The organism is Ensifer adhaerens, assembly GCF_028993555.1.
Taxonomy (GTDB): Bacteria; Pseudomonadota; Alphaproteobacteria; order Rhizobiales; family Rhizobiaceae; genus Ensifer; species Ensifer adhaerens_I.
In genome coordinates, this window is sequence record NZ_CP118612.1 from 82,654 (window position 1) to 108,421 (window position 25,768).

The 25,768-nt window shown below is 59.1% G+C and carries 24 protein-coding genes and 6 pseudogenes; 10 read left to right on the forward strand and 20 right to left on the reverse strand.

All coding sequences use genetic code 11. The features are described from left to right. Positions 1–60: 60 nt before the first annotated feature. Positions 61–539 (forward strand): annotated as a pseudogene (locus PWG15_RS33135) (IS6 family transposase); the annotation flags it as partial. Between the two features lie 246 nt (positions 540–785). Here the strand turns inward: PWG15_RS33135 and PWG15_RS33140 are convergent. Together PWG15_RS33140 and PWG15_RS33145 are read right to left on the reverse strand one after the other, a co-directional pair. Then, the gene (locus PWG15_RS33140) at positions 786–1,601 is read right to left on the reverse strand and encodes a PDZ domain-containing protein (RefSeq protein WP_275027711.1); all 816 of its coding nucleotides are present in this window, start codon (positions 1,599–1,601) and stop codon (positions 786–788) included. 600 nt (positions 1,602–2,201) lie between these two features. Then, positions 2,202–2,527, reverse strand: a pseudogene (locus tag PWG15_RS33145) (ATP-binding protein); the annotation flags it as partial. Between the two features lie 40 nt (positions 2,528–2,567). Here PWG15_RS33145 and PWG15_RS33150 point away from each other — a divergent pair. Together PWG15_RS33150 and PWG15_RS33155 are read left to right on the forward strand one after the other, a co-directional pair. Then, positions 2,568–2,881 (forward strand): annotated as a pseudogene (locus tag PWG15_RS33150) (autoinducer-2 kinase); the annotation flags it as partial. Positions 2,882–2,884: 3 nt separating this feature from the next. Next, the gene (locus tag PWG15_RS33155) at positions 2,885–3,208 is read left to right on the forward strand and encodes an antibiotic biosynthesis monooxygenase (protein WP_275027712.1); all 324 of its coding nucleotides are present in this window, start codon (positions 2,885–2,887) and stop codon (positions 3,206–3,208) included. A 30-nt stretch (positions 3,209–3,238) separates the two neighbouring features. Here the strand turns inward: PWG15_RS33155 and hydA are convergent, their stop codons facing one another. From hydA to PWG15_RS33180, 5 genes are all read right to left on the reverse strand, one after another. After that, positions 3,239–4,669 carry a dihydropyrimidinase gene (gene hydA / locus PWG15_RS33160; RefSeq protein WP_275027713.1) on the reverse strand — a complete coding sequence of 477 codons (1,431 nt, stop codon included), beginning with the start codon at positions 4,667–4,669 and terminating at the stop codon, positions 3,239–3,241. Further along, a complete protein-coding gene (locus PWG15_RS33165; protein WP_275027714.1) occupies positions 4,669–5,967 on the reverse strand; it encodes a cysteine desulfurase-like protein in 1,299 nt (432 codons plus the stop codon). The genes hydA and PWG15_RS33165 overlap by 1 nt, the downstream gene beginning before the upstream one ends. 30 nt (positions 5,968–5,997) lie before the next feature. Beyond that, positions 5,998–6,747 (reverse strand): amino acid ABC transporter ATP-binding protein, encoded by a 750-nt coding sequence (locus PWG15_RS33170; protein WP_275027715.1) that lies wholly within the window; start codon positions 6,745–6,747, stop codon positions 5,998–6,000. After that, positions 6,747–7,418 (reverse strand): amino acid ABC transporter permease, encoded by a 672-nt coding sequence (locus PWG15_RS33175; protein WP_275027716.1) that lies wholly within the window; start codon positions 7,416–7,418, stop codon positions 6,747–6,749. The genes PWG15_RS33170 and PWG15_RS33175 overlap by 1 nt, the downstream gene beginning before the upstream one ends. Before the next feature lie 63 nt (positions 7,419–7,481). Continuing rightward, positions 7,482–8,279, reverse strand: coding sequence for an ABC transporter substrate-binding protein (locus PWG15_RS33180; RefSeq protein WP_275027717.1), 798 nt, complete (start codon positions 8,277–8,279; stop codon positions 7,482–7,484). Positions 8,280–8,433: 154 nt separating this feature from the next. On the opposite strand from PWG15_RS33180, the gene PWG15_RS33185 reads away from it, so the two are divergent. After that, the gene (locus tag PWG15_RS33185; RefSeq protein WP_275027718.1) at positions 8,434–9,153 is read left to right on the forward strand and encodes a FadR/GntR family transcriptional regulator; all 720 of its coding nucleotides are present in this window, start codon (positions 8,434–8,436) and stop codon (positions 9,151–9,153) included. A 102-nt stretch (positions 9,154–9,255) separates the two neighbouring features. On the opposite strand, the pseudogene PWG15_RS33190 reads toward PWG15_RS33185, so the two are convergent. The 9 genes and pseudogenes from PWG15_RS33190 to PWG15_RS33230 all read right to left on the reverse strand — a co-directional run. Beyond that, a pseudogene (locus PWG15_RS33190) lies at positions 9,256–9,474 on the reverse strand (DDE-type integrase/transposase/recombinase); the annotation flags it as partial. A 155-nt stretch (positions 9,475–9,629) separates the two neighbouring features. Next, positions 9,630–9,881: pseudogene (locus tag PWG15_RS33195) on the reverse strand (ATP-binding protein); the annotation flags it as partial. A 114-nt stretch (positions 9,882–9,995) separates the two neighbouring features. Continuing rightward, a complete protein-coding gene (locus tag PWG15_RS33200) occupies positions 9,996–10,991 on the reverse strand; it encodes a tyrosine-type recombinase/integrase (RefSeq protein WP_275027719.1) in 996 nt (331 codons plus the stop codon). A gap of 32 nt (positions 10,992–11,023) precedes the next feature. After that, positions 11,024–11,998: a tyrosine-type recombinase/integrase gene (locus tag PWG15_RS33205; protein ID WP_275027720.1), complete on the reverse strand. Its 975-nt coding sequence runs from the start codon at positions 11,996–11,998 to the stop codon at positions 11,024–11,026. A gap of 11 nt (positions 11,999–12,009) precedes the next feature. Further along, the gene (locus PWG15_RS33210) at positions 12,010–13,221 is read right to left on the reverse strand and encodes a tyrosine-type recombinase/integrase (RefSeq protein WP_275027721.1); all 1,212 of its coding nucleotides are present in this window, start codon (positions 13,219–13,221) and stop codon (positions 12,010–12,012) included. Positions 13,222–13,353: 132 nt separating this feature from the next. Then, positions 13,354–13,854: pseudogene (locus tag PWG15_RS33215) on the reverse strand (ATP-binding protein); the annotation flags it as partial. A 14-nt stretch (positions 13,855–13,868) separates the two neighbouring features. Continuing rightward, entirely contained in the window at positions 13,869–15,404 is a 1,536-nt protein-coding gene (gene istA, locus PWG15_RS33220) for an IS21 family transposase (RefSeq protein WP_275027722.1), read from the reverse strand. A 265-nt stretch (positions 15,405–15,669) separates the two neighbouring features. After that, the gene (locus PWG15_RS33225) at positions 15,670–15,942 is read right to left on the reverse strand and encodes a hypothetical protein (RefSeq protein WP_275027723.1); all 273 of its coding nucleotides are present in this window, start codon (positions 15,940–15,942) and stop codon (positions 15,670–15,672) included. Between the two features lie 82 nt (positions 15,943–16,024). Next, the gene (locus PWG15_RS33230; protein WP_342457080.1) at positions 16,025–16,651 is read right to left on the reverse strand and encodes a TspO/MBR family protein; all 627 of its coding nucleotides are present in this window, start codon (positions 16,649–16,651) and stop codon (positions 16,025–16,027) included. 232 nt (positions 16,652–16,883) lie between these two features. Between PWG15_RS33230 and PWG15_RS33235 the strand changes: the two genes are divergently transcribed. After that, on the forward strand, positions 16,884–17,441 hold the full coding sequence (locus PWG15_RS33235; protein ID WP_275027966.1) for a fasciclin domain-containing protein: 558 nt from the start codon (positions 16,884–16,886) through the stop codon (positions 17,439–17,441). A gap of 143 nt (positions 17,442–17,584) precedes the next feature. Here the strand turns inward: PWG15_RS33235 and PWG15_RS33240 are convergent, their stop codons facing one another. From PWG15_RS33240 to PWG15_RS33250, 3 genes are all read right to left on the reverse strand, one after another. Beyond that, on the reverse strand, positions 17,585–18,280 hold the full coding sequence (locus PWG15_RS33240) for an SDR family NAD(P)-dependent oxidoreductase (protein WP_275027724.1): 696 nt from the start codon (positions 18,278–18,280) through the stop codon (positions 17,585–17,587). 14 nt (positions 18,281–18,294) lie between these two features. Beyond that, complete coding sequence (locus tag PWG15_RS33245; protein ID WP_275027725.1) at positions 18,295–19,842, reverse strand: cryptochrome/photolyase family protein; 1,548 nt, start codon at positions 19,840–19,842, stop codon at positions 18,295–18,297. A gap of 317 nt (positions 19,843–20,159) precedes the next feature. Continuing rightward, a complete protein-coding gene (locus PWG15_RS33250) occupies positions 20,160–21,074 on the reverse strand; it encodes a MurR/RpiR family transcriptional regulator (RefSeq protein WP_275027726.1) in 915 nt (304 codons plus the stop codon). Between the two features lie 66 nt (positions 21,075–21,140). Between PWG15_RS33250 and PWG15_RS33255 the strand changes: the two genes are divergently transcribed. The 5 genes from PWG15_RS33255 to PWG15_RS33275 are packed head-to-tail and all read left to right on the forward strand — an operon-like array spanning position 21,141 to position 25,310. Then, positions 21,141–21,917 (forward strand): transporter substrate-binding domain-containing protein, encoded by a 777-nt coding sequence (locus tag PWG15_RS33255; protein ID WP_275027727.1) that lies wholly within the window; start codon positions 21,141–21,143, stop codon positions 21,915–21,917. A 54-nt stretch (positions 21,918–21,971) separates the two neighbouring features. Continuing rightward, positions 21,972–22,661 (forward strand): ABC transporter permease, encoded by a 690-nt coding sequence (locus tag PWG15_RS33260; RefSeq protein ID WP_275027728.1) that lies wholly within the window; start codon positions 21,972–21,974, stop codon positions 22,659–22,661. Continuing rightward, positions 22,658–23,401: an ABC transporter permease gene (locus PWG15_RS33265; protein ID WP_218685480.1), complete on the forward strand. Its 744-nt coding sequence runs from the start codon at positions 22,658–22,660 to the stop codon at positions 23,399–23,401. Before PWG15_RS33260 ends, PWG15_RS33265 begins: the two co-directional genes overlap by 4 nt. Further along, positions 23,398–24,516 carry a succinylglutamate desuccinylase/aspartoacylase family protein gene (locus PWG15_RS33270; RefSeq protein ID WP_275027730.1) on the forward strand — a complete coding sequence of 373 codons (1,119 nt, stop codon included), beginning with the start codon at positions 23,398–23,400 and terminating at the stop codon, positions 24,514–24,516. The genes PWG15_RS33265 and PWG15_RS33270 overlap by 4 nt, the downstream gene beginning before the upstream one ends. A 23-nt stretch (positions 24,517–24,539) precedes the next feature. Further along, positions 24,540–25,310 (forward strand): ABC transporter ATP-binding protein, encoded by a 771-nt coding sequence (locus tag PWG15_RS33275; RefSeq protein ID WP_275027731.1) that lies wholly within the window; start codon positions 24,540–24,542, stop codon positions 25,308–25,310. 51 nt (positions 25,311–25,361) lie between these two features. Here the strand turns inward: PWG15_RS33275 and PWG15_RS33280 are convergent, their stop codons facing one another. Beyond that, positions 25,362–25,766 carry a DUF2177 family protein gene (locus tag PWG15_RS33280; protein WP_275027732.1) on the reverse strand — a complete coding sequence of 135 codons (405 nt, stop codon included), beginning with the start codon at positions 25,764–25,766 and terminating at the stop codon, positions 25,362–25,364. Between the last annotated feature and the right edge of the window lie 2 nt (positions 25,767–25,768).

The window sequence follows — 25,768 nt, forward strand, 5'->3', positions numbered from 1 at the left end:
GGCGTGGCGCGGGCACCATCAGGTTAAAGGCATTTGGAGTTTGATGTGCGACTACGGGCTATGATGAACCGTGGCCCGCTCTACCGCCGGCATCGTTTACCCGCTGAGAACATTTCCCACGCCGTCTGGTTCTATTTTCACTTCCTCTCAGCCTGAGGATGGTCGTTGCCCGTGGGATCATTGTTTCACATCAGGCGGTTCGGTCATGGGCGGAGGAATTCGGGCGGGCCTTTGCCTACGACATCCGCCGTCGTTCGTCTGGGCGGTTCGGGGACAAGTGGCACCTCGAGAGGCTGTTGTTTCGATCCGGGCAAGAAGCACTGGCGGTGGCGCGCCGTCGACCAGGAAGGTTTCGTCCTTGAGGTTCTGGTTCAATCGGCCGTAACGCAAAGGCTGCTAGGCGCCTGATGCGCAAGCTGTTGAGGGGCGAGGGCCGCGCGCCGCAGGTGATGATCACCGACAAGTTTGGCTCCTCCGATGCAGCAAAACGAGATATCATGCCCGGTTTCGAACATCGCTCCCATAAGGGCTTGGACAATTGTGGCTTTTACTTATCGATTGCAAAAGCGTGTTTTAGGCATCGAATAGCGTCCCGCCAGACCGAATTCGTCATCCGCGACGCGTCTACTACCTAGGCAAACGCGCCCCAGCGGGCTTCTTCAGAGAAGGGACGCTCCAGTCGCGGCCCATGGTCCAAGGACTCATAATGCAAATGACGCCGTACGCAAGCCCGTGGTCAGCACCACTGCCTCGTCAGCCGAGACGATGTTAGAGGCACCCCGATCTCACGTCGTCGGATAGTCGCTGACATGCCGGACGACGAGCTCGCGAGGAGATTCCGAACCGCGCTGTATCAGGAAACGCACCTCGTCCCCGAGCGCGTGCTTGCGGATTACGGCCTGAATCTCGTCGGTGGTGGTCACCTCTTGAGCGTCAACGGCGAGGAGCAGTTCTCCGCCTTTTACTCCGGCCCGCGCCAGCTGGCTTCCCGGCTTGGGATTTTGGAGGACGACTCCGGGCGACTCGGATTCGGCCGGGGCTGCGTCGCACCATGCGGCAGTCAGTGTTCGGGTGCCCAATGAGACGCAGCCGCAGGCACCGATGCTGCACATGGGGCAGATACATGCACATCCAAGCCCGTCCTGGGCGAGCTGCCAAGCCACAACCCCTGGCAACAGCCGCGCCGTGGATAACGCGGCGTCGGCATGCGCCTTCAGATGTTTCGGCGCAATCGCCCTGAGACGTGGCTCATAGAGCCGTAGCGCCATCTCGTACAGCATCCCATAGCTGAGTGCGCAATGGTGGAACGCCAGACACAGGTCCCGCAATACCTCGGAGAGTGCGGTGGCCTCCCTCGGTGTTGATTGAGGGCTCGTCGTCTCCTCGCTCGGTCCGGCTTCAGCGGTGTCCTTGAGATAGGTGGCAAGCTGATCGCGGTGCGTCTGCACCATCGGCCGGAGGCGCTGAATGGCGGCGAGGGTATCGAGGTGTCCGGAGGACAGTTGCTGCGCTTGCTCAAGCCTTCCTGCCACGTCACCCTCGGACGCGGCGAGTTCCGCCACGGTACGACGGATTACCTGTAGCCTCAGATCGACAGTCATTCTGTGATCCACCAGTGCCAACCGAACACTTCTGAGCTGAGGTTAGTTGTATAGTCGCGCCACGACAATGGCTCTCTCTCGGAATGTCGGCTTCGGGTCAAAAATTCGGTCGGGCTGACTAGACGTCCGACGGCTTGTTGCTAGGTACCGTCCGTCAGACTTTCACGACTAGCGTTTGTCGACGATCGCTGGTCGCAAACTGCTGAATCTGCCTTTGATCTTGCAATCACTTTGGCAAAAAGTGGCTCACTGAAATCGTTAGCGGAAAATCGGGCGGCGTTTATCGTCCAAACCCAACGGCCATATCTCAGTTTGCGGTTTGAAACGGGTAAAGCAAAACCCACAGCTGGGTCGACGGCTTTGAGCGGATGTTTGGCTCGGCCCATGCCGCTAAGGGCGCTCGTCAAGGTGGCCTGATCGGCTCGACCTAATGGGGCTGGTTGTTCGTCGATTTTCTGGTCGTCGAAGAAAATGGCGCAAACGTGGGTCGGCGCAAATCTGCTTGCGCGAGCCGAGGCGCTCGCCTGGGAACGGGGGTGCAACACGCGCCTTTCTGGACACCTTTAGCTCTAAGGCCGAAGACTTCTACGGCCGACAAGGCTACGCCTTCTTCGGCGAGGCTTTGGAGCGGACGTGCTCTGGCATCTGTTCCGCATGTTGTCGTGGGCGGTAGTTTGATCCTTCGATTTGAATGACGACGGCGTGGTGAAGGAGTCGGTCGAGCAGTGCGGTGGCGACGACGGGATCGCCAAAACGTCACCCCACTCTACAAAGCCGCGGTTGGAAGTCAGCATCATAGCGCCGCGCTCGTACTGAGCGTTCACGAGCTGGAAGAACAGGTTGCCGCCGTCGGCGACGACCGGCAGATATCCGATCTCATCGACGATGAGCAGGCGCGGCCCGCATAAGAAGCGGATCAGTTCCTCGCCCGCCGCCTTCGACATCACGAGAATGCAGTCGCGCACGTTTGTCGCGGGTGCGTCGAAGTGCACGCACTGGTCGCAAATCCTACCAGACGCAACTGGCCTTCCCGTCGTCACGCCCGTCGTCAAGGAGGCAACCGCCCTTGGATGCGGTCAGCGGCGATTGGCATCGGCCTTCGCGATTTCGTCCAGACTGCGCAGAGCTGGGTTCGCTGGAACAGGCGCTTCGAAGCCATCCTCGAACACAAGGCCATCTACCATGACTCCGTCGAGCGATGGGCGCGCGCCTATGCCTTGCAGCGCCAACTCGTCGACAAGGGCGTCACCACGGCGATGTGGAAAGCACCCGGCCTCTGAATTTTGAAGATCGAACAACAAATTAGGAGAAAATATGCTCATCCAAATCTCACAATTCACGTCAAGCAGGGCTATGTCGACGAATCTCTCGATGCTTTCCGGATCAACTATGAAGGCACGCGCCGCGAGCCGATAAACCTTCGCTTCGATGTGCTGGGCAGCCCGGAGGATGACTATAGCTTCGTGATCTATGAGGTGTTTCGGTCGGCAGAGGCGCTCGACGAGCACCGCAAAACCGCGCACTACTGGGAATGCGTCCGTCGCATTGACCCGATCATCTCGGCCCCCCGCAGCAAAACATTCGTGTGGAGATGTCAGACTCTTTGACCAGCTAACTCAACAACGGCTGCTGATGGTTCATCGGCTGTTGGTTGAGCCCAAAGCAGGGGCGGCAATAAGGTTCGACCGTTTGCGGCTCTGATATTGTCCTCGTCCAACGTGCAAGATTGATCTGTGTTCCGCGACCGTCTTGCCCCGAACAAGCAGTCGCACGGGCCATCCCTGAACCTCAAGGCCGTCATAGGGGGTGTAGTCGGCGCCGTGTTGCAGGATCTCGTTGGTTAAAGTAAGCCGTTCGGCCGGATCCCAGAGTGCGATGTCGGCGTCGGATCCGATCGCGATCGTTCCCTTCTGCGGGTACATTCCGTAAAGCTTGGCGTGGTTGGTCGAGGTGATCGCGACGAAGTGGTTGATGTCGATCCGACCTTTCATCACGCCTTCGGAAAACAGGATCGGCAAGCGCGTCGCCACGCCCGGAATGCCGTTCGGGATCCAGCGGAAATGGCGTTTTCCCTTATCGTTTAGCTTGCCTTCCGGATCGTCGAAGCGGAAGGGGCAGTGGTCCGAGGAGAACAGGTCGAAAACGCCCTGCTCGATCCCCTCCCAGCAGGCATCCTGGCTCGCCTTGTCGCGCGGCGGCGGGGAGCAGACGTATTTGGCCCCATCCAGCCCTTCGAGATCGAGGTCTTCTGCCGTCAGCATGAGATATTGCGGGCAGGTTTCGCCGGCGATCTTCTGGCCGCGCTGGCGGGCGTGGCGGATTTCCTCCATCGCCTCGCGGTTGGAGACGTGGACGATGACGATCGGCACGTCGACGATTTCGGCGAGAGACAAGGCCCGATGGGTGGCTTCGCGTTCCGCTGCCACCGGCCGGGTCGTGGCGTGGTACTTCGGGGCGAACTTGCCCTCTTCTTCGTGGCGTCCGATCAGGTAGCGAATCGCGTCCTCGTTCTCACAATGAACCATGACCAGCGCGCCGGTGCGCCTTGCGGTATCGAGGGTCGCCAGAATCTCGTCGTCGCGCAGGCGCAGGCCCTCATAGGTCATGAAGACCTTGAGCGAGGTGTAGCCGTCCTCGACGAGCGCGGGCAGTTCCTGGCCGAGCACCTCGGCAGTCGGGTCGGTGATAACGAGGTGGAACGAGACGTCGACATGGCAATTGCCGTCCGCCTTGGCGTGATAGACCTTCAGCGCCTCGCGCAGCGACTGACCCTTTTCCTGCATGCAGAAGGCCAGGACCGTGCTGTTGCCACCGATCGCGGCCGAGCGGGTACCGCTGTCGAAGTCGTCCGCCATGACGATGCCCTCGCCGGAGGGCTGGTCGAGATGCACGTGGCTGTCGATGCCGCCGGGAAGGACGAAGAGGCCGGTGGCGTCGATCACCTCGTCTGCATCCGTCAAGTCGGCTGCGAGCGCCGCGATCCGACCGTCCTTGATACCGACGTCGCTGACGAAGGTGTCACTCGCCGTCGCCACCGTTCCATTGCGGATCACCGTATCGAAGCGCATCAATCCCTCCTTCTCGTTGAGGTGTTCAGCTCGCCCCTGGCGAGGCCGGCTTCGCCGGCGAGGATCCGGTCGAGGACCGCGGTGAACCGGTCGATTTCCTCGATCGTGTTGTAATGGACCATCGAGACTCGCAGCATGCCGCCATGGTCGGTTAGGCCGAGATATTCGGCGAGACGGCGCGAATGGAAGTCGCCGAAGCGTATGGCGATCTTTTCAGCGTCCATCGCCTTGCAAAGGTCGGCTGCCTCGCGCCCGTCGAAACGGAAGGCGATGGTGGGCACACGTTGGCTGTCGCGGTTCGCCGCCTGCCCGATGATCCGGCAGTCGTTGCGCGAGCGAAGATAGGTCAGAAGCCGCTCGGTGAGCGCATTCTCCTGATCTGTGATGGCGGCGAAGGCGGCCTCGATTTTCTGACGGACGCTGCCCGTCTCGCCGGCCTGTTCACCGAGGCTCGCCAGATAGTCGACGATCCCGCAGGTGGAATAGGCGAGCTCGTAGTTCGGATTGCCCGGCTCCAGTTTGCCCGGCACTTTGTCCTTGCCGTAGAAGTAGTGGTAGAGCGTATCGAGCTCGAGCAGCAGGTCGTATTTGCCATACATAAGAGCGTAGTGCGGGCCGTAGGTTTTGTAGAGGCTGAAGACGTAGTAATCGACGTCGAAGGCCTGGACGTCGACCGCGCGATGGGGGGCATAGGCGACGGCGTCGACGCAGATTTTGGCGCCGCGGGCATGAACGAAATCAGCGATCTCGCGGATCGGGTTGATCGAGCCGAGGATGTTCGAGCAATGCGTCACGCAGACTAGCTTAGTGCGCTCGGTCATCAGGGGCGCGAGATCGGCGGGGTCGAGCGTCAAGGTCTCGTTGTTCAGCGGCCAGATCTTCAGCACCACACCGCGTTCCTGCAGCCGATCCCAGGGGCCGATGTTGGATTCGTGATCCGAGACGGTGGTGATGATCTCGTCGCCCGGCGAAAGCTTGCTCTGCATGGCGCGGGCGAGGTTCTGCAGCAGGGCAGTCGTGGAATTCCCGAAGACGATCTCTTCCGGACGGCTGGCACTGACGAGATGCATGGCGGCGGTGCGAGCCTCGTAGAGGGCGGCCGCCGCTGCCTGCGAGACCTCGTAGGAACCGCCGATCTGGACGTTCTTCTCGAACAGAAAGGTGTTAATGCGCTCGACGGCGCCTTTGAGGATCTGCGAGCCGCCGGCATTGTCGAAGAACACCCAGCCACGGTTCAGGCCTGGAAACTGGCTGCGGACGAAATCGAGATCGAGGGCCGTGGTGGAAGGGGTTGCCATTGCGGGGTGTCCTCCGGTCATTGTTCTTGTTCAGTGGTTGAGGACCGCGCGCAGGAAGCCGCGCGTCCGCTCGTGCTTGGGGGCGTCGAAGATTTCTGCCGGCGTGCCGCTTTCGACCAGCCGTCCACTATCCATGAAAATCACGCGGTCGGCGACCTGGCGGGCAAAGCCCATTTCGTGCGTGACGACGACCATGGTGACGCCGGTTCCGGCGAGTTTGCGCATGACGTCGAGTACCTCGCCGACCATTTCCGGGTCGAGTGCCGAGGTCGGCTCGTCGAAGAGAAGCACGCGCGGCTCCATGGCGAGTGCGCGGGCAATTGCGACGCGTTGCTGCTGGCCGCCCGACAGTTGGCCGGGAAACTTCTCCGCCTGTTCGGAGATGCCGACGCGGGCGAGCAGTTCGCGCGCTTTGCGCTCGGCTTCCGCTTCCGAAGTGCCGCGGACCCGCATCGGGGCGAGCATGACGTTCTTGAGCACTGTCATGTGCGGGAAGAGATTGAAGGACTGGAAGACCATGCCGACTTCGGCGCGGACCTTTGCGAGGGCCGGGCCGGGCTCGACGCGGATGCCATCGACGGTGATCCGGCTTTCCGGCGCGAAAGCTTCGAGATGGTTGATGCAGCGGATGAGCGTGGACTTGCCCGAGCCCGACGGGCCGATGACGCAGACGACTTCGCCTTCGGCGATGTCGAGGTCGATGCCGTGCAGGACGGTGAAGGCGCCAAAGGCCTTGGTGAGCCCGCGTATCGAAATGAGAGGAGCGGTCGTTGCGGTCATCAGCGCTTCCCCCGGCTGAAGTGTTTTTCGAGGCGCGAGACGACAGCGACCATCGGCCAGAGCAGGGTGATATAGATGAGCGCCGCCCCGATCAACGGTGTCGGATTGGCGGCGAGCGCCTGGGCCTGGGTGGCCTGCTTGAGAAGATCCGGCATGGCGACGACGGAGGCGAGGGCCGTATCCTTCATGACGTTGATGCAGTTGTTGGTGAGCGGCGGAATCACGATCCGGATCGCCTGCGGCAGGATCACGTCCACCATCGTGTGGCGGTTGGAAAGACCGAGCGCGGCGGAGGCCTCGAACTGGCCGTGCGGGATTGCCTCGATGCCGGCGCGGAAGATTTCCGCAGTATAAGCCGCCGAGACCAACGACAGTGCGGTCACGGCCGAGAGGAAGGGTGAAAGGCGAATGCCGACGAAGGGCAGGGCATAATAAACGACGATCAGCAACACCAGCAGCGGGATCGAGCGGAAGATGTCGATGTATATGCGGATGAAGAGCTTGATGACGCTCGGTGCATAGAGGCGCGTGACCGCCAGGAAAAGGCCGCCGGCAAGACCGACGAGAATGCTCGTCACCCCGATCTGCAGGGTCACGATCAGCCCCCACAGCAAGACTGGAAGACTTTCAGCCAGGACATCGAGGTTGAAGAAGGTATTGATGAGTGTCATGCCGCATCGGCTCCCATGGCAGGCCGGCGGAACGAGACTGTCCCGCCGGTCGCGTTTCGAGCGTTACTTGCCCTTGGGCATGTCGAGCACAGCGACGGTCGAGGTCGTGTCCTCGGCCTCCGCGCCGAACCAGGTCTCGTGCAGCTTGGCGATGAAGCCTTCCTGCTTGAGCTTAGTGATGACGCCATTCACTTCGGTCGCGAGCGGATCGTTCTTGTTGAACATGATCGAGTATTTCTCGCCGGTCGGAATACGCTCGACTACCTTCAGCTCGGGCTTGTCCTTCACGTAGTAGAGAAGTGCGGGAATGTCGGAGATGTAGCCGTCGACGCGACCGGCGACGAGGTCGAGCATGGCTGGCTGCAAGCCTTCGAAGCGGCGGATCTCGCCGAGCTTGTATTCATCCTTGTGGCCTTCGGCCCACATGTCGCCGGTCGAGCCAGTGTCGACGCCGACGACCTTGCCGCCCATGTCCTTGAGGCCGGTGATGCCGGAAGCGGCGGTCACCGTCAGCGACTGGTCGCTGTCATAGTAGGGTTGGGCGAAGGAAACCGATTCTAGCCGCTTCTCGGTGATGGTGATCGAGGAGATTGCCATGTTAATGCGGCCGGACTGAACGGCCGGGAAGAGGCCGTTGAAGGGCGTGTTGACAAATTCGACGGTCTTGCCAAGACGCTTGGCGATCTCGTTGACGAGGTCAACCTCAAAGCCGGTGACCTTGCCGCTGGCGTCTTCGAATTCCCACGGAACGTTACCGATGTTGGCGCCGACCGTGAGGTCTGCGGCATGAGCCGAGGTGCCGAGGGCTGCGGCAAACAGGCCGGCCACGAGCGTTGACTTGAGGTTGGTTGAACGTGTCATGAGAGTTCCCCTTGTTTTTTGAACGTGACTCAATCTACATTGGCCTAACTGGTCAGACCAGTCAGGCCAACCAAGCATGCCGCTTTCCGCTTGGCAAGGGGATGTCTGAAAAAATAGATTGCACGACGAAGCACGCCGCCGGAGAGGGGACCGCATGTTCAACAAAACGCTCGTTCCGCAATCGGTGGCACGCGAGATCCAGGGAATGATCCAGTCCGGCCAATTGAAGCCGGGGGAAAAGATTCCGTCGCAGCGGGTGTTTTCGCAAAAGTTCGGCATCAGCCGGGCCTCCTTGCGCGAGGCGCTTCTGACGCTGGAAACGCTTGGACTTCTGAAAACGGAAGCCGGACGAGGCACCTTCGTTGCGGGCCCCTCAGAGCTGGGTGTAACCGGTCATATGGCACCCTGGCGCTATTCCGACAGTTATTCCGTCTTCGATGTCTTCCAGACGCGTATCCTTCTTGAAGGCGAGATAGCCCGGCTCGCTGCCGGCCGCCTGACCCAGTTGCAGCTCGACAAGATGGAGCAGGCGACACGCACAATGGAAGAGTGCTGGGCGAACCAGGACCTGCTGGCCAATGTCGAAGCCGACCTGGAGTTTCATGGTATCATCGTCTCCGCCTGCTCCAACGCTATGCTGAAGGCGCTCTACCAGATGGTGCGCGATCTGGTGACGGAAACGCAGCGACAGCCGATTCCGATCACGGATCCCGAACGCATGCAGGAATCGATCGGCGAACATCGGAAGATCATCATTGCTCTCAGGTCCAATGACGGTCCGCGGGCGAAGCTTGAGATGGAAACTCATATTCGCAACACCGCACGTTGCGCCGGGTTGGAGCCGAAATCGTTGTCTACAGATTCAACTCTTTAGACGGACTGATCGCCACCGTTAGGCGATGTCACGTTGTTTGACTGAAGCCGGGCGAAGGGTTTGCGCTTGAAATCAAGCCAGTGTGCTGGTCACAGCCTTCCACTACGCCATTGCGCGGATTCGATGAATGTGGGTGGCAAGGACAGCGTGCTTCTGGCGCGGCGGGACGAATAGATTTCTGATTGCCGAGAAGACTGAGATGAATCGCTGCAATCCGCCGGCCGATCGGAAGGCCTGCATAATCCGTTCTCGTTTCCGCAGTGGGAGGTGGGACTTTTCGGCGCGATTGTTCAGCGCTTTATGCGATCGATGTTCGACGGCAATATTCTTTGCGTATTCCGGTGAAGTCGGCCGCTGATTCCGAAACGAAGCCGGCCACCTATTCCGATTTCATTCCGGCCACCATTCCGATCTGAAGCCGGCCAGTTGATGCTCCCCTGGGTCGTTGTTTTGCATGGCGCGTGATTGTCGCGCGGTCAAGCGGCGGATGGTGTTTGACGCTGCTTTCGCAAGCTCTCGCCGTGCAGTTCGATGCGGTAGGCGTTGTGGACAAGGCGGTCGAGGATTGCATCGGCGATCGTAGGATTGCCGATCATGTCATACCAGTGATCGACGGGCACCTGGCTGGTGACGATGGTAGATCGCTTCTCGTAGCGGTCCTCGACGATCTCCAGGAGATCGCGCCGCTGCTCGTCGTTGAGCTTCTCCGGACCCCAGTCGTCGAGTAATGTGCAGCGCAACATTAATCGACTAACGTGCACTGCGCAGAGATGTGGAGCCGATACCGCAAGAGCCCGCAACTGCGCGACTTTCCCACGATCCCGCTCCACATAACTGGGCGTCTACAAGCGGCGCAGCCAGCCCAACATCCCGCCATCATAAGCAATGATCGTCTGATCTTTTGCCGATGACATCACGTCGGGAAAGACTTGTTCGAGCGCTTGCCGCTTCATATCGATATCGGCTCGCGCGTAGCGCATCGTTACGTTCAGGCCCGAGTGGCCGAGCCATTGGCTGATGGTGGCAATGTCCACGCCCGCCTTGAGAAGGTGGATGGCCGTCGTGTGGCGCAAAGAGTGAGGATGGATGCTTTTTTCGGCTAGGGTGGTTTCTTCCCCCGCAGCCATATCAACATATTTGCGCAGTAAGTATCGAACACCGAACCGGGTCAGCGGTGTGCCGCGGTCGTTGAGAAAGACCCGTTGCTCGGCGGGATTATCTGAGGGCGGATGCAGTGTGTTGATCAATTCCTGAAGAAGCTGGGCCGTGTTTCGCCAGATCGGGCAAAGGCGAACCTTGTTGCCTTTACCGTGCAGGCGCACCTGACAGGGCGATACCAGTCGAAGGTCACAAATGCGAAGATTCAGGATTTCCTGAACTCGTGCACCCGTATTGAACATCAGCGAGAATAGCGCGTAATCCCGCCGTCCCGCAGGGGTGCGGCGGTCGATACGCGCCAGGACGCTTTTGATTTCGGGCTCTTCGAGATATTCGACAGGTGCCACCCGCGCGCCCCTCTTGAAGGGAAGTGTCACCACCAGTTGCAGGGTATCCATATATTCGGGATGCTCCGAGATCAGGAACCGCGCAAAGGTATGCATCGCCGCCAGCCTTGCATTGCGGGTCGCAATGCTGTTGCCACGCTCGACCTCAAGTGACGTGAGAAAGCTGCCGATCCTGTCGGCATTGATGTCGGAGACGTCGATGCTTTCAACGGATCCATTGGTCTCTGCCGCTGCAAATCGCAGGAACAGGACCATCGTGTCGCGATAGCTTTGGATCGTATGATGGCTCATGCCGCGGAGAGCGGGAAGATATTCTTGAAAGAAGCGTGCCATGCTTCGGCCCAATGCGGTGGATTGATGTTTCCTCATGCCACGACCTCGCTAACGAGACCGCCGAAAGCCCCTTCAAAGCGGTCGCTGGCGATCTCTCTCAGCTTTGGAAGGAAGTGCAGATAACATGCCGTCGACACGATGCTGACGTGGCCCATGTAGAGAGCCAGTTTCGGCAAATTCGATTGCACATCGGCGCCGTCCAAATACCAACGGATGAGTGCGCCGACTGCAAAGCTGTGCCTCAGATCGTGGATGCGCGGGCGCCGGCCTTCGCTATCCTCAACACCTGCCATTTCGAACAGAGAATGGATGCCGCCGCTGATCCCAGTTCCGGTATAGGCACGAAGACCGCCTTCCGTGTTGATGAGAAGGGGTGTGTCGGGATCCCTGCTGAACGGTGGGGCGAGACGTTTTCGAAGGTAGCTGCACAATTCGGCATGTGCATCGGACGACAGCGGCAATATTCTCGATTTGTGGAACTTGGATTCCCGTACCCGCAACACCCCGCTTTCAGGCTCACAGTCTGCCAGCGTAAGGCGCAACAATTCACCGCGACGCATCCCGGTCGTGTACAGCAGAATGACAGCCATCCTATATACCGCAGGCCGCAATGGCGATCCCGACGCGACGGACATATTGTTCGCAGCCGTCAACATTTTGGCTATTTGCTCAGGCTCCACGATAACGGGACGCCGGTAAGGCTGGGGCCGCGCGAAGTACAAGGGATCAGGGACAAAGCAGCCCGGCTCCTTGCGCCGTCGATAAAGGCAGAACATGCGGACAACGCGTTGGCGATAACGCAGGGTATTGCTTGCCAGATGAGGGAATGTGGCACACCAGCGATCAAAGCTTGCTCGGTCAAGATCCTGTCCCGTGCGGCTGATAAATTCGCGCAAGGACACCAGAACCCTTTCCTCCGGATAATAGCGGCGACCAAGAGCGCGCTGGTGGGCAAGCCATGCCACAATCGGCTGATCGAGGGGTGTCGGAGAGATGGCTGTGAACATTGCCGTTCTCCTTAAAAGCCGGCAATGCCAGGTACGGGCAGAGCCACCGTACGCAGCATGTCCGTCTCGATGCGAAGATAAACACAAGTGCTCTCAAGGCTATGATGGCCGAGCAGGTCACCGATCGTCTTTACCCCAACGCCGCGGCCTAGCAATCGCATGGCAAACGAATGGCGCAATGCGTATGATGAGACACCCTCTAGCGGCAGGCCGCTTTGCCGTGCCCGCTTGGTGAAGATGTCGCATATCCCCCAGCTCGTCAGGGCTCCCATAGGACTACGCGCTTTAGGGAATAGAAAGTTCGTCACCGCATTGCAGGGACGCCCATCAGCAAGATATCGGTCGAGGATTTCAAGGGTCTGGTCGGCCAAAGGAAGAACGAGCGTGGAACGAGTCTTGCGCTGCTCTACCCGCAGTGTACGTCGCTTCCAATTGACCGCGTCCAACGTCAGCGCTGCAATCTCAGAAGGTCGCAGGCCGTAATAGGCCATGAGGTGGAGGATCGCATGGTCACGGCGGCCGAGATAATCAGTCCTCGCGACCGAGGACAGCAATTTTTCGATCATCTTCCAATCTAGGGCACGAGGTGGCAATTCTCCACGATAGGTTCTGGGCGTATCGATGCGCTCTAGCCCTCGCGCAGTCTCACCGCGATCGCCGCAAAAGCGCAGGAAAGCGCGCAGATGGGCAACCTTGTGCTGGAGTGTTTGGCGCAGCACCCTGCGGCTCAAGATATGAATGAAGTTTTCGACGTGCTCTGATGTCAGTGCGGAAAGATCCTTTGACGGTCCAGCCGACAAGGACAGAAACTCCTCGATCGTTCCCAAATGCTGACCGATCGTCGCCAGTGCTAAGCCCCTCACGTCTAGAAGATATTCTCGATATCGCAGCAGCAACTGCTCCACGGGGCCTTGCGGCGGTGTTTCTTCGAGCCGCCCCTTTGCCTTGAGGAAGCGGCGATATGCGCGCTCGGTGGAAGCGTGGCGCAGAGCGCCAGGAACGAAGGCTAACGCTCCGTCCAATTCGGCTTCGAGTAGAATCCGGCCACACTGAAGAGCGGCCGTGGCCTCGAGGATGCACTTCAATCGGTGGACATGGCGACGTGTCGCAGCACCAGGTAGATATCCTGCTGCGAGCAACCACCGGGCAAACAATTCAAGCTCCGCGCCGAAGCGCGAACATTCGTAATGACAAAAAGACTTCGGGAACAAAACCTTTAGCATGGCGCTCTCCTGTTTGGGGAGTGGCCATCCTAAGTGGACGGTGATTCACTTATGTGGAGTTGTATCGTGGGAAAGTCGCGCGTCTGCGGGCTCTTGCGGTATCGGCTCCACATCTCTGCGCAGTGCACGTTAGTCGAGGATGAGCAGGTCGGTTCTGGCGAGAGCCTTGAGGACCTTGGGATATCGCCCGTCGCCGCGCGCCAGCGCAAGGGTGGCGAACAGCCTGGGCAGGCGATGATAGGCGACGGAGAAGTCCTCGCGGCATGCCTTGTATCCGAGCGCGCAGGCCAGCCAGCTCTTGCCGACGCCGGCGGGTCCGATCAGCAAGAGGCTATGGTGTTGCCTGATCCAGTCGCAGTTGGCGAGCTTCAGGACGAGATTGCGATCGAGGCCGCGGGCGGCGCGGAAGTCGATGTTCTCGATCTGGGCATCATGGCGCAGCCTCGCGGCGCGAGCCCTTGCCTCGAAGCGCTTCTGGCGGCGCATGGTCGCCTCGCGTTCGAGCAGCAGAGCGAGCCATTCGCCATGCTCGAGGTGTCTGGCTTCCGGCTGCGCCTCGAGCTCCTGATAGGCGCTGGCCATGCCTGTCAGGCCGAGTTCGCGCAGCATGTCGATGGTGGGATTGGTCAGCATTATCAGGTGTCTCCTCAATGGAAGTAGCCGGGGCCACGCAGATTGGCGTGTTCCATGACGGCGGCGGGTTCGGTGGAATGTCTGGGGGCCTTGTGGGTTGCGATGAGCGAGGCAATCGTCTTGCAGGTCAGGCCGCCGATCTCGACGGCCCGTGCCGAAACGACCTCGGCGCGCTCGCGGCCGAGGTCGCGATAGAGGCGCAGGATGCCGAGGCATGTTCTGAAGCCTTGCTCGGGATGTGGCCGGCTGGCGAGAATGGCGACGATCAGCCCTTCGGTCTGCGGACCGATGGACGCGCCCCAGCGCCGGAAGCGCTCCGGCGTCCATTCGGCGTATCGGCGGTGGGAGCTCGGCATGTGCGCGGGGTCTGTTCCATAGCGCGGTCCGCCATAGCGGCGCTGATGGACCGCGACGCGTTTGCCGCGATGGAAGATCTCGATCATTCGCGCGGTCGCCCGGATATCGACCTGCTGACGAATGAGCGCGTGCGGGACGGAATAGAAGAAGCTCCTGAACTCGGCATGGTAATCCGTCGAGACCCGCGCAAAGCGCCATTCGGCGAACTCGTACTCCTCGGCGGGCAAGCTTGCGAGCGCCGCGCGTTCGACCGTCTCGAAGAGATGGCGGCAGCTGACACCCAACCGGCGCATGACATGATTGTTGATGCGCTCCAGCACGTCGGCGATTGCGGCATTGGCCTCGGCGAGCGAGAAGAACGTCTGTTTGCGCAAGCGGCCGAGAAGGCAACTCTGGGCGAAGCGCATGCCGTTCTCGACCTTCGCTTTGTCCTTCGGGCGTCGCGGTCGGGCCGGCAGAACGCCGACACCATAGTGGGACGCCATCATGCCGTAACTGCGGTTGATCTCGGGATCGTAGAAGCTGGCGCGGCTGACGCCGGACTTCAGATTGTCGGGCACGACCAGGCGGGGCACACCGCCGAAGAAGGCGAACATGCGCACATGTGAGCCGACCCAGTCCGGTAAGGTCTGGGTCCAGGTCACCTCGGCGAAGGTGTAGCTCGATGCGCCGAGCACGCCAAGGAACAGCTCCGCCTCGCGGACTTCGCCAGTCTTGCGATCGACGATCGGCACCCTCTTACCGGAATAGTCGACGAAGACCTTGTCGCCGGCCGCATGCTCCTGGCGCATCGTCGGCGAAAGGCGCTGCTCGAACCCGCGGAACAGCTCGCAGAAACGGCTATAGCCATAACCATCGGGATGGACGCTGCGATATTCCTCCCACAGGATCAGCAGTGTCACGCCGGGCTTCTTCAATTCGATAGAGAGCTGTGCCCAGTTCGGCTCGTGACGTCGCCGTTGGCCCTGCTTAACGCCGGCGCGGGCGAAAAGCCGAGACTCAAGAGCATCGTCTGTCAGCTCTCCCGGCAATGGCCAGCTCAGCCCCGCCATCGCAGCCCGCTTCAGGTTATCCTGGACGGTGCTGCGGGCAACGCCGAGGATCACCGCAATCTCTCGGCTGCTGGTTCCGTTTCCGGCAAGCCGGAGCATCTGTCGTAATTGTCGCATGGTCAGCCTTCTCTTCGCTGGCATCAAACTCTCCTCGTGTACCGGGAGGCTTGATGCCAAAGTTGCTGACCCAAGGGGTATCTTCAGAGCCGGAAACCGGCCGGGCTTTGATTAGAATCGTGGCCGGCTTCAAATCGGAACGGTGGCCGGATTTTGATCGGAATCCGCATTCTTCAACATCTGCGACTTCATGGCGCTAAGCAAGCCAGGTTGAATATGTTGAGGATAGAAGCCAGAGGCTCCGTCCGATCGTGGGGCAGGGCAGGTTCTTTGGCCGCCAGACAGAAGCTTAACGCGCCGTAGACGAACCGCTCGGTCCGATGACTCGTGCAAGCAGCAACGCTATATCTTCCTGCAGATCGCGGCATATTTCGCGATACTCGTTTACAAGGTCTTGCTCAGGAAATTGGTTCCTCAAAAGTTCGTCGACCCTCATCGCGGCGAGCGCGTACGTCTCGAAAAGAAGATCGTATTGCTCGGCTTCCAGGGCGCGTAGCTGTTCACGTTGACGAGGCAACACAAGGGCGACGCGAGCTCGACCCATCTTAGCCAAAGACGTCATGGAGCTCACCGTGCAGATTTGAACCCATCCAGAGCGTTGCTTGCCTTAAAGAGAAAACGTCTGGGCCCCCGCGCCAACGCCATCAATTGACAAACCAGATCGCGAAATTCAGTACGGACGCAAAGGAGATCCACGCTGCGAGCGGCACGAGGCAAAGCGCGGCTGTCTTGTCGACGTTCCAAGCCTGCGCGATCGTTGCGAGGATAAACCCGATTTGCACGATGATGTTCACCAGGCCGGCGACCGGACTTTGCATGGCGAAAAACATCCATGACCACAACGCATTGAGAGCGAGCTGAACATAAAATAGGGTCAGTGTCGCCAACCTGCCCGGTGTCCTGACAGGCAGGCTCAGCAGCCGCCAGGCAGCGTAAGCCATGAGGATGTAAAGCGTCGTCCAGACCGGAGCAAACACCCAGTTCGGAGGATTGAAACTCGGCTTCTCCAGCGTCGAATACCAACTTTCAATGTTCGGGTAGGTCGCCATTTGCCCGAGAATGAATGTCGCGACAACGGGCAAAATCGCGAGCAGAAGTGCCTGGATCCAGCTACGGTTTTGGTTCGCAGTTCTCTGTAGCATCCCTGTATCCTCTATTCCGTCCACCGCTGACAAAACATCGTCATTTTGGAGTTCTGACACCCGGGCCCGCGAGAGTTTTACCGTGCGTGTATACGCTGCATTTCTCCCTATACGAACGAGCCTGGTCATTGGATCAGCAAATTGAAGATTGATACCTTGCGCGGGGCGGCAACCGCCAATCGCGTTCGCGCTCGTTCACTGAAGGCATCCCTTCTTGAGTGTCGGCTTGCCGCAACGGCAGTCAAAATGACGTTGGGCGCAGCGGTGATCCAATTCGGCCAAGATGCCGTAACGATTGTGCTGGACGACGTCCGGCTGGGAACGCCCGCATGGTGCGGGCCTGCAAGGAGGAAATGACGAAATGAAACGGTCCCTTAAACGTACCACCGCGATCGCGTCGATTTTCGCTCTCGTAGCCTTCACCGCGAATGCCGACAATCCTACTGTCGGTGGCGCGGCCATGTCCGAAAGCAAGAATATCGTGGAAAACGCCGCGAACTCAAAGGACCACACGACACTCGTTGCAGCAGTAAAGGCCGCAGGTCTGGTGGAAACGCTTTCAGGTGATGGTCCGTTCACCGTGTTTGCGCCGACCAACGCAGCCTTCGAAGCCTTGCCTGCCGGCACTGTCGACACGCTGCTGAAACCGGAAAACAAAGAAAAGCTGGCCAAAGTCCTGACGTGTCATGTCGTTGCTGCCAATGCGCTTTCCGATGCGGTCGGCAAGATGATCGCCGATGACGGAGGGAGCCATCCAGTCAAGACCGTCGGCGGTTGCACGCTCTCGGCAAAGATGGATGGCGATAAGATCACACTCACCGACGAAACAGGTGGCACTGCCACCGTGACTATCGCCGACGTCAAGCAGTCGAACGGTGTCATTCACGTGATCGACAAAGTGCTGCTTCCGAAAGCGTGACAAAAACGGATCGCGTTGCACCACGCCTTTGCCGCCGACCACGTCGGCGGCAAACCTGCAAAATCGGTCGCTGCGCCGTTAGCCGTCATAACGATGATAACGCTTAAAGTCATCGAGCGTTTTCGCGGCGCACTAAACAATGCTCACCACTCTACGGGCAAGCCATCATAGGCAAAGAACCCTCCGGTGTTTTCCGTAGTCAACCGATCAATCACCTGGAACATTGCACATGCGCTCTCGCTTGGATCCAACTGGCGGTGGTGAGTGGAGTAGCCTGCCGTCATTTTTGTCGCGACCGTTCCTGGGTGTAGCGCGACGACCACCGCGCGCGGATGGGTGCGGCTCAGTTCTACGGAAGCTGTGCGGACGATCTGGTTGAGCGCAGCCTTCGACGCCCGGTAGGAAATCCAGCCCCCTAGGCGATTGTCTCCGATCGACCCGACCCGGGCAGACAGGAAGGCGACTATGCTGCGGTCGCTGCGGGCGAGCTTCGGCGCGAAGTGTTTGAGAACGAGTGCCGGTCCAATCGCGTTCAGCGCGAATTGCCGCATCATCACATCTGGGTCGACTTGCTTGAGTGATTTTTCTGGACCCTCGCCGTCGAAAACAAGTCCGCCGGTCGCACAAAAAACAAGATGCAGCCCATCTCCAGTCTCCGCTGCCGCAGCAGCGACACTCTCTTCGTCTGTGATATCGAAGGCATTGTCCCTACGCGAGAGCGTTACAAGCTGCAGGCAATTGAGATCGGACCGGAGTTCGCCGGCGATGGCGGATCCGATGCCGCCGCTGGCTCCTAAAACAACCGCGCGATATCCTTTAGCGAGTGACGCGAGCGGCATCTTACAATCCTCCTCTAAACACCAAGACCCTCGTCCAGACGTTGCAAGAAAGCGCTGGCGCTTTGCCGATATTCATTTCTCCGGTCTTCCGTCATACGGCTCCAGGTGGCGTAGGATCGTTGAAGCCGCCGGTTCGTAGAAAGCTGCTCCGCATGGCGGTCCAGAAAGTCCCAAAAGAGAGAATTGAACGGGCAGGCGGACGTTCCGGCCTTCTTTCGGACATCGTATTTGCAGCCCTCGCAATAATCCGACATGCGAGAAATGTATGAGCCACTGGCACAGTAGGGCTTTGATCCCAGCAAGCCTCCGTCCGCGAACTGGCTCATGCCGATCACATTTGGAAGCTCGACCCATTCGAAGGCATCCGCATAAACTTCCAGGTACCATTCGTGGAGCGCAAACGGGTCAAGGCCCGCAAGCATTGCGAAATTCCCGGTCACCATCAGACGCTGTATGTGGTGCGCGTAGGCGTTGTCGATGGTGTCGTTGATCGTCGTCGCAAGGCACGCCATGTCCGTCTTTCCCGTCCAGAAGAAGTCGGGTAGGGGGCGCGATGCATTAAAAACGTTCCGGTGGGCGTATTCGGGCATGAAGCGCCAATACATTCCGCGCACATATTCCCGCCAGCCAATGATCTGCCTGATGAAGCCCTCAACGGCATTAAGGGGCGCGCTGCCTTCGAGGTAAGCGCGTTCCGCTGCCTTGCAAAGCTCGATGGGGTCGAGCAAACCGAGGTTCAAGTACGGTGAAAGGACGGAATGATTGAGGAGGGCGTCGTCTCTCAGCATCGCATCCTGCGTTTTGCCAAAAAGCGGCAGAAAATCACGAATGAAAACTTCAGCCGCATCTTGAGCATCGGAGCAAGTTACCGCGAAGTTGAAATCTTCCGCCGTACCCATATGTCCAGAAAACCGGCGCTCCACGAGATCGATGACTTCGCGGGTCGTCGTGTCGGGTTTGAATTTCAGTCGAGCAGGGCGAAAGAGGTCCGGTTTGGCGGGGGCTCGGTTTTCCGAATCGAAGTTCCACCGGCCGCCGACGGGATCGTCTTCCTGCATCAGAAGCTTGGTTCTACGACGCATGTGCCGATAGAAGAACTCCATGGTAAGTGTGCGTCGCCCATCTGCCCAAGCCGTAAACTCCTCATGGGAGCATAAGAAACGGCCGTCGGGACGAACGTCGACCGGAACCCCGAACATAGACTGCCAACGCAAAACGTCCTCTCGGACACGCCACTCTCCGGGCTCGGTCACGACGACACAGTCCGGTGAAAGCATATCGACGGCCCTGCTCAATTCGCCGGTGAAGGATCCTGAATTGTCCGCATCGTCGAGCCGCACGTAGCGCACAGAAAACCCGCGGATGCGCAATTCATCCGCGAAATGCCGCATGGCTGAAAAGATCAGCACAATCTTCTTTTTGTGATGCCTCACGTAGGTGGCCTCTTCGACCACCTCGCACATCAGAACGACATCTCTTTGCGGATCAGCCCCGTTCAAGCTTGAGATCCTGTGGGACAGATGGTCGCCAAAAATGAAAATCAGTCTGCGACAGCGGTTCATGTTGAGACGACCCCATTTGAAAAACCAAGAGTGATTACGAGGGGAACGGCTCGTTGGATTAGCGCCTAGTGTGGCCGCGAAGGTTTTCGGCGCACATGAGAGGTACGCCGGCCCTCGATAAATGAAACGGCTCACTCTTGGTATCGACCGAAAAGCTTCTTCAAACATTCAGCTCGAAGCTGCATAATCGCGGATGGTCATCGGTACTCTTGCTCCGGATCAACCCTCGGCAAGTCGACCTGGCGGGAGAACCCCGATGGCTACTTTCGAGAAGCAGGCCAGCCGTTCCCTCGTGGCTTCAAGCGTGAATGGGCGCGTCAATCGCCCTCGGTGAGATACGACGAAATAGCCTTGGCAAGCTGCTCCGCTCGCCTGACATTTTCAGGATCCGCCAGCATGAAGTCGGACGCCAGGGCTTCGATGATTGCCAGGGCCGGGACGTTTGTGGCCGAAAGGACCGGGTGTCTGGATGGGGCGAGAAGCAATCGTTCGGCGAATTGAGCCAGCGGAGCGGCTGGAGAATCCGTTATGGCGACAATTTTCGCCTTTTTGTCACGCGCATATCTGACGATCTCGACAACATCCCTGGAATACCTGGGAAAAGATATTGCAACCAGTACGTCGCCTTCTCCAATCGACATCGCGCGCGCGGCAGCCGACTCCGTTCCTCCGTACTGAGCGACATTTACAACTTCGTCGCGATAAGGTTGCAACGAAAGGACCAACATTGCCGCGAGGTGCGCCGAAAGGCCAAAGCCTATCACGAATACCCTTCGGGCCGCTCTTATGTCGCCGCAAGCAAGGCGTATGTATTCGGCAGTTTGCGGGCTCTTGAGCGCGTCGATGTTGGAGCCCGTCACCTCGATGCTAAGTTCAACACCCTGGCTACGTTTATCGAGGTCTCTGATCGACGCATCGAGCTTGGCGACAGGCGCAATCAATTCGCTCACCATAGCGGCAATGGACGAGCGAAACTCCGAAAAGCTCGCCAATCCGAGGTCTCGAACATAGCGGCTGACGCTCGAAGCCGAAGTTCCCGTTGCGGAAGCGAGTTCCTCGATGCCGTGCGTTGCCACGAACATCGGGTCCCTCAGCACAAAACCGGACAGTGCCCGCTGAGACGCTGATCCGTCCCGCAGGAGACTGCTAAGTTCCAGGCCTAGAGGAGAGGTCGCAAAGCGTCGATCGGCCTCCGCGTTCCAGGTGAGGGGTGTATGCAAATTTTCTTTCATTTGTTGACTCTATGAAAAATTCCTGCCATTGAGAAGTTAGCTTAGCTGATTTTGGGAGGAAATCGCATGCGAATGAAATTTCTCGCTTCAATCGTTGCCACAACGATGCTCGCCGGCACTGCGTTTGCGGAGGATCTCCGCATCGGCGTGGAAGGAAACTATCCGCCCTTCTCCGTCGTCGCTCCCGATGGAACGCTCTCCGGCTTCGATATCGACATCGCTAATGCGATCTGTGCGAAGATGAACAAGAATTGCGTGATGGTGCAGCAGGAATGGGACGGGATGATCCCGGCGCTCAATGCCAAGAAGTTCGATATCATCGTGGCCTCGATGACGATTAACGAAAAGCGCAAGAAGGTCGTCGACTTTTCCAACCCCTACTATGACGTCCCGTCGCGATGGGTGGCGCGCAGGGGTGACTACAAGAGCTGGTCGCCGGAAGAGCTAAAGGGCAAGACGATCATCGTCCTGCGCAACTCTCCGCGTGCGGAGTATGTTGCGAAGAATTACCCTGACAGCACCATTCTGGCGGTGGACAAGGAGCCGGCCGTCTACCTGGAACTGGCGGCTGGACGCGGCGACATCGCCTTCGGATCGTCGGTGGTTTCGGCCGAATCTTTCCTGAAGAAGCCGGAAGGGAAGGATTTCGAGCAAGTCGGGGACACCCTCTTCCTGGGCGAAGACGCCGACGGCGGCGTCGGGATCGCCGTGCGCAAGTCAGATGGCGCTCTGCGCGAGGAAGTTAATACCGCTCTGTCTTCCATCATGACCGACGGTACCTACAAGCAGCTGTCGGGCAAATACTTCGACTTCGACGTGACGCCGCAATCGGCAAAGAAGTAGTTCTTTTCCCGCGATCGGCGCCTGAGTGGCGCCGGTCGCAAGGGGTGCTGTTCCATGTTCCAAGGTTATCTACCGATGATACTGGAGGGGCTTAGTGTGACCCTCAGCGTGGCGTCGGTCTCACTGGCGATCGCCTGTGTTATCGGCCTGATTGGCGCGTCCGCAAAGGTCTACGGCGGGAAGGCGGCAAGATTGTCGGCTGCCGCGTACACGACGACGGTGCGCGCTTTGCCGGATCTGCTCGTAATGCTCGTGGTCTTCTATGGCGGCCAGATCCTGCTCAATTCCATTTCTGAAACCCATGGGTGGGGTTATCTCGATGTCGACCCCTACATAGCCGGCGTCAGCACGATCGGTTTTGTATTCGGAGCTTACCTGACCGAAACGTTCAGGGGAGCGATCCTCAGCGTGCCGGCGGGTCAGATCGAGGCCGGTTTCGCATACGGTCTTTCACGCTTCCAGGTGGCCTTCTACATTCTGCTGCCGCAGATGATCCGGCATGCCGTGCCTGGCCTTACGAATACGTGGCTGGTCATGTTGAAGGCGACAGCCCTGGTGTCGATCATCGGGCTTGACGACATGGTCCACCGGGCCGGGCTTGCGTCTGCGGCCACGCGGGAACCATTTACGTTCTACGCGCTGATCGGCCTCATCTATCTCGCCGTCACCACATGTTCGGTCCTCCTCTTCGGAGCGCTTGAGAAGGCATCCTCACGCGGCGTTCGCAGCGGAGGTGCGGCATGATCGACTGGGAAATCGTCGCCGATAACCTGCCGGCATTTGCGGGCGGTCTGGTAAACACTTTAATCCTGTTGGCAACCGTCATCGTCAGCGGTTTTGCGATCTCGGTGCCCCTGGCGCTCATGCGCTCGACGCGTTCGTCCTATGTCTCTCGCGCGGTTTGGCTGTTCACCTACGTCATCCGCGGCACGCCGCTTCTTGTTCAGCTGTTTATCATCTACTACGGCATGGCCCAGTTCGAATTCGTGCGCAGCAGCGCGCTCTGGCCGCTATTCCGTTCTCCGTGGTTTTGCGCGTGGCTTGCGCTGACGATCAACACGGTCGCCTATACGACGGAGATATTTGCCGGCGCGATCCGAACCACAGCGCCAGGCGAAATTGAAGCGGCGCGATCGATCGGCTTGAGCCGCGCCGCGGTTCTCCGATACGTGATCTGGCCATCAGCCTGGCGTCGCGCGCTGCCGCAATACGGCAACGAGGTGGTAATGATGATGCATGCCACCGCTCTTGCAAGCACGGTGACGATTGTCGAAGTGATGCGGGTCGCCCGGGACGTCTACACGAATTATCTGGTCCTAACCGAATCTTTCGGCGTCGCCGCCGCAATTTACCTGTGTCTGACCATTGGTCTCACCGCTTTGTTCCGTCGGCTCGAGAAGCACTTTTTGCGGCATCTCTCCCGCTCGGAGGCTCCGAACGCCAAAGTGCAGCCAGCCGAACGCCTCAATCCGAAAGTTGCATGATGAAAGAGACAATCTTTGAAATCGAAGGTCAGGGACCCGGCACTCGGCATAGCTTGAAATGTGTCGAATTCGGGCAGCAGGGGGACACGCCACTCGTTTATATCCAAGGTGGTCTTCATGCCGACGAGGCTCCCGGCATCATCGTCGCGCATGCGCTTTGCGAGACGTTGGCGGAGCTTGAGGCGGCCGACGCGATCTTCGGCTGCGTTAGGGTCGTTCCGGTTGCCAATCCGGTTGGTTTGTCGCAGTTTTCGCTCGGTCAGCAGGAAGGCCGTTTCGATCTCTATGACGGACGGAACTTCAACCGGCATTATCCCGATTTCGGACCTAAGCTTGCCGCTCGGCTTTCTGACCGGTTGGGCAGAGACGCTAGCGCCAACACGGCCGCCATACGCACCGAGTTGATGGCCCTGATTGAGGAATGGGACGTCGTCACCCCTTCGGACAACGTCCGAAAATGCCTTATGAAACTTGCGATCGACGCCGATTATGTGCTGGATCTTCACTGCGACGGGGAAGCCGAGGTTCATCTCTACACCCAACCGCATTTCGCACAGACGTTTGCGTCGCTGGCGACGCGCCTTCAAGCACGAGCAGTTCTCCTGGCTGAGATTTCAGGACTCAATCCGTTCGACGAAGCCCTCGTGCGCCCATGGTTGGATCTGGCAAGAGCGCTTCCCGACGCGGACATCCCGCTTGGCTGCGCATCGACCACCGTTGAGCTGCGCGGTCGAAGCGATGTCGATCGCCGCCGTGCCCGGAGCGACGCTGCGGCCATCGTCGAGTTCCTTCGCGATCTGGGAGTCGTCAAGGGTTCGGCGGGGCAAGCGCCGGCGAAGTTGTGTGAGCCCACCCCGCTTGCCGGTTCAGAAGCTGTCATTTCACCGTCTGCGGGGGTCGTGAGTTACGCACTCGACCTTGGCCATCAGGTAAGCGCTGGTGATGTGATCGCTGAGATCATCGACCCGCTTTCAGGCACGGTGACAGCCGTGAAGGCGCAAACATCAGGCGTGTTCTACGCACGCGCTGACAGCCGCATCGCCGAGCGCGGCAAACGCCTCGGCAAGATCGCCGGCAACGATGTGTTCCGCATCGGTCCACTTTTAAGCCCATGAGCGCCAAGACACGGAGACAGACTATGACGGCGATGCTCGAAGTGACCAACATCCGAAAGAGGTTCGGGACCGTTGAGGTGCTCAAAGGCATCTCGCTCAGCGCGAGGCGCGGAGATGTGATTTCCATGATCGGCGCGTCGGGCTCCGGCAAAAGCACGTTCTTGCGATGCCTCAATTTTCTGGAGCACCCGTCTGAGGGCAGCTATCGGTTTCAGGGAGAAAAACTTGACCTGAGGAAGGCGTCGAGCGGAGACCTGACGGTACAGGACCCCAAGAAGCTTGCTTCGATGCGCTCGCGGTTATCAATGGTCTTTCAGCAATTTAACCTGTGGAGCCACATGACGGCGAAGGAGAACGTGATGCTGGGGCCAATGCGCGTGCAGGGGATAAGCCGCGCCGAGGCAGCCGAACGAGCCGACGCATACTTGGCAAAAGTTGGCGTGTCGCACCGTCGCGACGCATTTCCGGCATTTCTCTCAGGTGGAGAACAGCAACGAGTAGCAATCGCCCGGGCGCTCGCGATGGAACCGGAGATCATGCTTTTCGACGAGCCTACCTCGGCGCTTGATCCTGAGCTTGTCGGCGAGGTGCTACGGGTAATGCGGGGATTGGCCGAGGAAGGAAGAACCATGATCGTCGTCACCCACGAAATGGCGTTTGCCCGCGACGTTGGCAATCATGTCATCTTCCTCAGCCAGGGTGTGATCGAGGAGCAGGGCGATCCACGCAATGTTCTGAGCAACCCGGGTTCCGAACGTCTTCGAAGCTTTCTTTCTTCGCGCGATATGAGTTGAGCCCGCCCTGGTCGCCTCTGTCTCCGAGTTGGGGTGGTCTGTAGAAGTCGGTCAAATCAGCTTTTGTACCGCCCAAACGGAAAAATATCCTGCGAGAGCGGACGCCGTGGTTATGAAGACACCCCACACGATGTCCACCAAGCTGACCTGCAACGACCATCCCTTAATTGTCGCCAGATTTGTCATGTCGTAGGTGCCGAAAGCGACAAGGCCGAGCAGAGCTCCCGATACCAGTGCTACCGTCCAACGACCGGAGCTGAGCGCAGGCATGACGGCAAAATAGGAAACACCGGTGACATAGATGACGTAGAAAGCAGCTGCGGCAATCAGATTTGGCTGGTCGAGCAGAAGCTCTCCAATTCGACTGCGATAGAACTTCGACGACCCAGTCAACCACAAAAAATCAAAGCCGAGGAAGACGATCGCTGTCGCCACGTAGGATATCGCGTAGGTCATCC

Excerpts from the sequence above, each read along its gene's own strand:
- PWG15_RS33210 (WP_275027721.1), bottom strand. The coding sequence starts at position 13,221 with ATGCTAAAGGTTTTGTTCCCGAAGTCTTTTTGTCATTACGAATGTTCG.
- PWG15_RS33200 (WP_275027719.1), bottom strand. The coding sequence starts at position 10,991 with ATGGCACGCTTCTTTCAAGAATATCTTCCCGCTCTCCGCGGCATGAGC.
- PWG15_RS33230 (WP_342457080.1), bottom strand. The coding sequence starts at position 16,651 with ATGACCAGGCTCGTTCGTATAGGGAGAAATGCAGCGTATACACGCACG.
- PWG15_RS33270 (WP_275027730.1), top strand. The coding sequence starts at position 23,398 with ATGATGAAAGAGACAATCTTTGAAATCGAAGGTCAGGGACCCGGCACT.
- PWG15_RS33245 (WP_275027725.1), bottom strand. The coding sequence starts at position 19,842 with ATGAACCGCTGTCGCAGACTGATTTTCATTTTTGGCGACCATCTGTCC.
- PWG15_RS33140 (WP_275027711.1), bottom strand. The coding sequence starts at position 1,601 with ATGACTGTCGATCTGAGGCTACAGGTAATCCGTCGTACCGTGGCGGAA.
- PWG15_RS33225 (WP_275027723.1), bottom strand. The coding sequence starts at position 15,942 with ATGACGTCTTTGGCTAAGATGGGTCGAGCTCGCGTCGCCCTTGTGTTG.
- hydA (WP_275027713.1), bottom strand. The coding sequence starts at position 4,669 with ATGCGCTTCGATACGGTGATCCGCAATGGAACGGTGGCGACGGCGAGT.
- PWG15_RS33165 (WP_275027714.1), bottom strand. The coding sequence starts at position 5,967 with ATGGCAACCCCTTCCACCACGGCCCTCGATCTCGATTTCGTCCGCAGC.
- PWG15_RS33170 (WP_275027715.1), bottom strand. The coding sequence starts at position 6,747 with ATGACCGCAACGACCGCTCCTCTCATTTCGATACGCGGGCTCACCAAG.
- PWG15_RS33255 (WP_275027727.1), top strand. The coding sequence starts at position 21,141 with ATGCGAATGAAATTTCTCGCTTCAATCGTTGCCACAACGATGCTCGCC.
- PWG15_RS33205 (WP_275027720.1), bottom strand. The coding sequence starts at position 11,998 with ATGTTCACAGCCATCTCTCCGACACCCCTCGATCAGCCGATTGTGGCA.
- PWG15_RS33235 (WP_275027966.1), top strand. The coding sequence starts at position 16,884 with ATGAAACGGTCCCTTAAACGTACCACCGCGATCGCGTCGATTTTCGCT.
- PWG15_RS33275 (WP_275027731.1), top strand. The coding sequence starts at position 24,540 with ATGACGGCGATGCTCGAAGTGACCAACATCCGAAAGAGGTTCGGGACC.
- PWG15_RS33265 (WP_218685480.1), top strand. The coding sequence starts at position 22,658 with ATGATCGACTGGGAAATCGTCGCCGATAACCTGCCGGCATTTGCGGGC.
- PWG15_RS33240 (WP_275027724.1), bottom strand. The coding sequence starts at position 18,280 with ATGCCGCTCGCGTCACTCGCTAAAGGATATCGCGCGGTTGTTTTAGGA.
- PWG15_RS33185 (WP_275027718.1), top strand. The coding sequence starts at position 8,434 with ATGTTCAACAAAACGCTCGTTCCGCAATCGGTGGCACGCGAGATCCAG.
- PWG15_RS33280 (WP_275027732.1), bottom strand. The coding sequence starts at position 25,766 with ATGACCTACGCGATATCCTACGTGGCGACAGCGATCGTCTTCCTCGGC.
- istA (WP_275027722.1), bottom strand. The coding sequence starts at position 15,404 with ATGCCAGCGAAGAGAAGGCTGACCATGCGACAATTACGACAGATGCTC.
- PWG15_RS33250 (WP_275027726.1), bottom strand. The coding sequence starts at position 21,074 with ATGAAAGAAAATTTGCATACACCCCTCACCTGGAACGCGGAGGCCGAT.
- PWG15_RS33180 (WP_275027717.1), bottom strand. The coding sequence starts at position 8,279 with ATGACACGTTCAACCAACCTCAAGTCAACGCTCGTGGCCGGCCTGTTT.
- PWG15_RS33260 (WP_275027728.1), top strand. The coding sequence starts at position 21,972 with ATGTTCCAAGGTTATCTACCGATGATACTGGAGGGGCTTAGTGTGACC.
- PWG15_RS33175 (WP_275027716.1), bottom strand. The coding sequence starts at position 7,418 with ATGACACTCATCAATACCTTCTTCAACCTCGATGTCCTGGCTGAAAGT.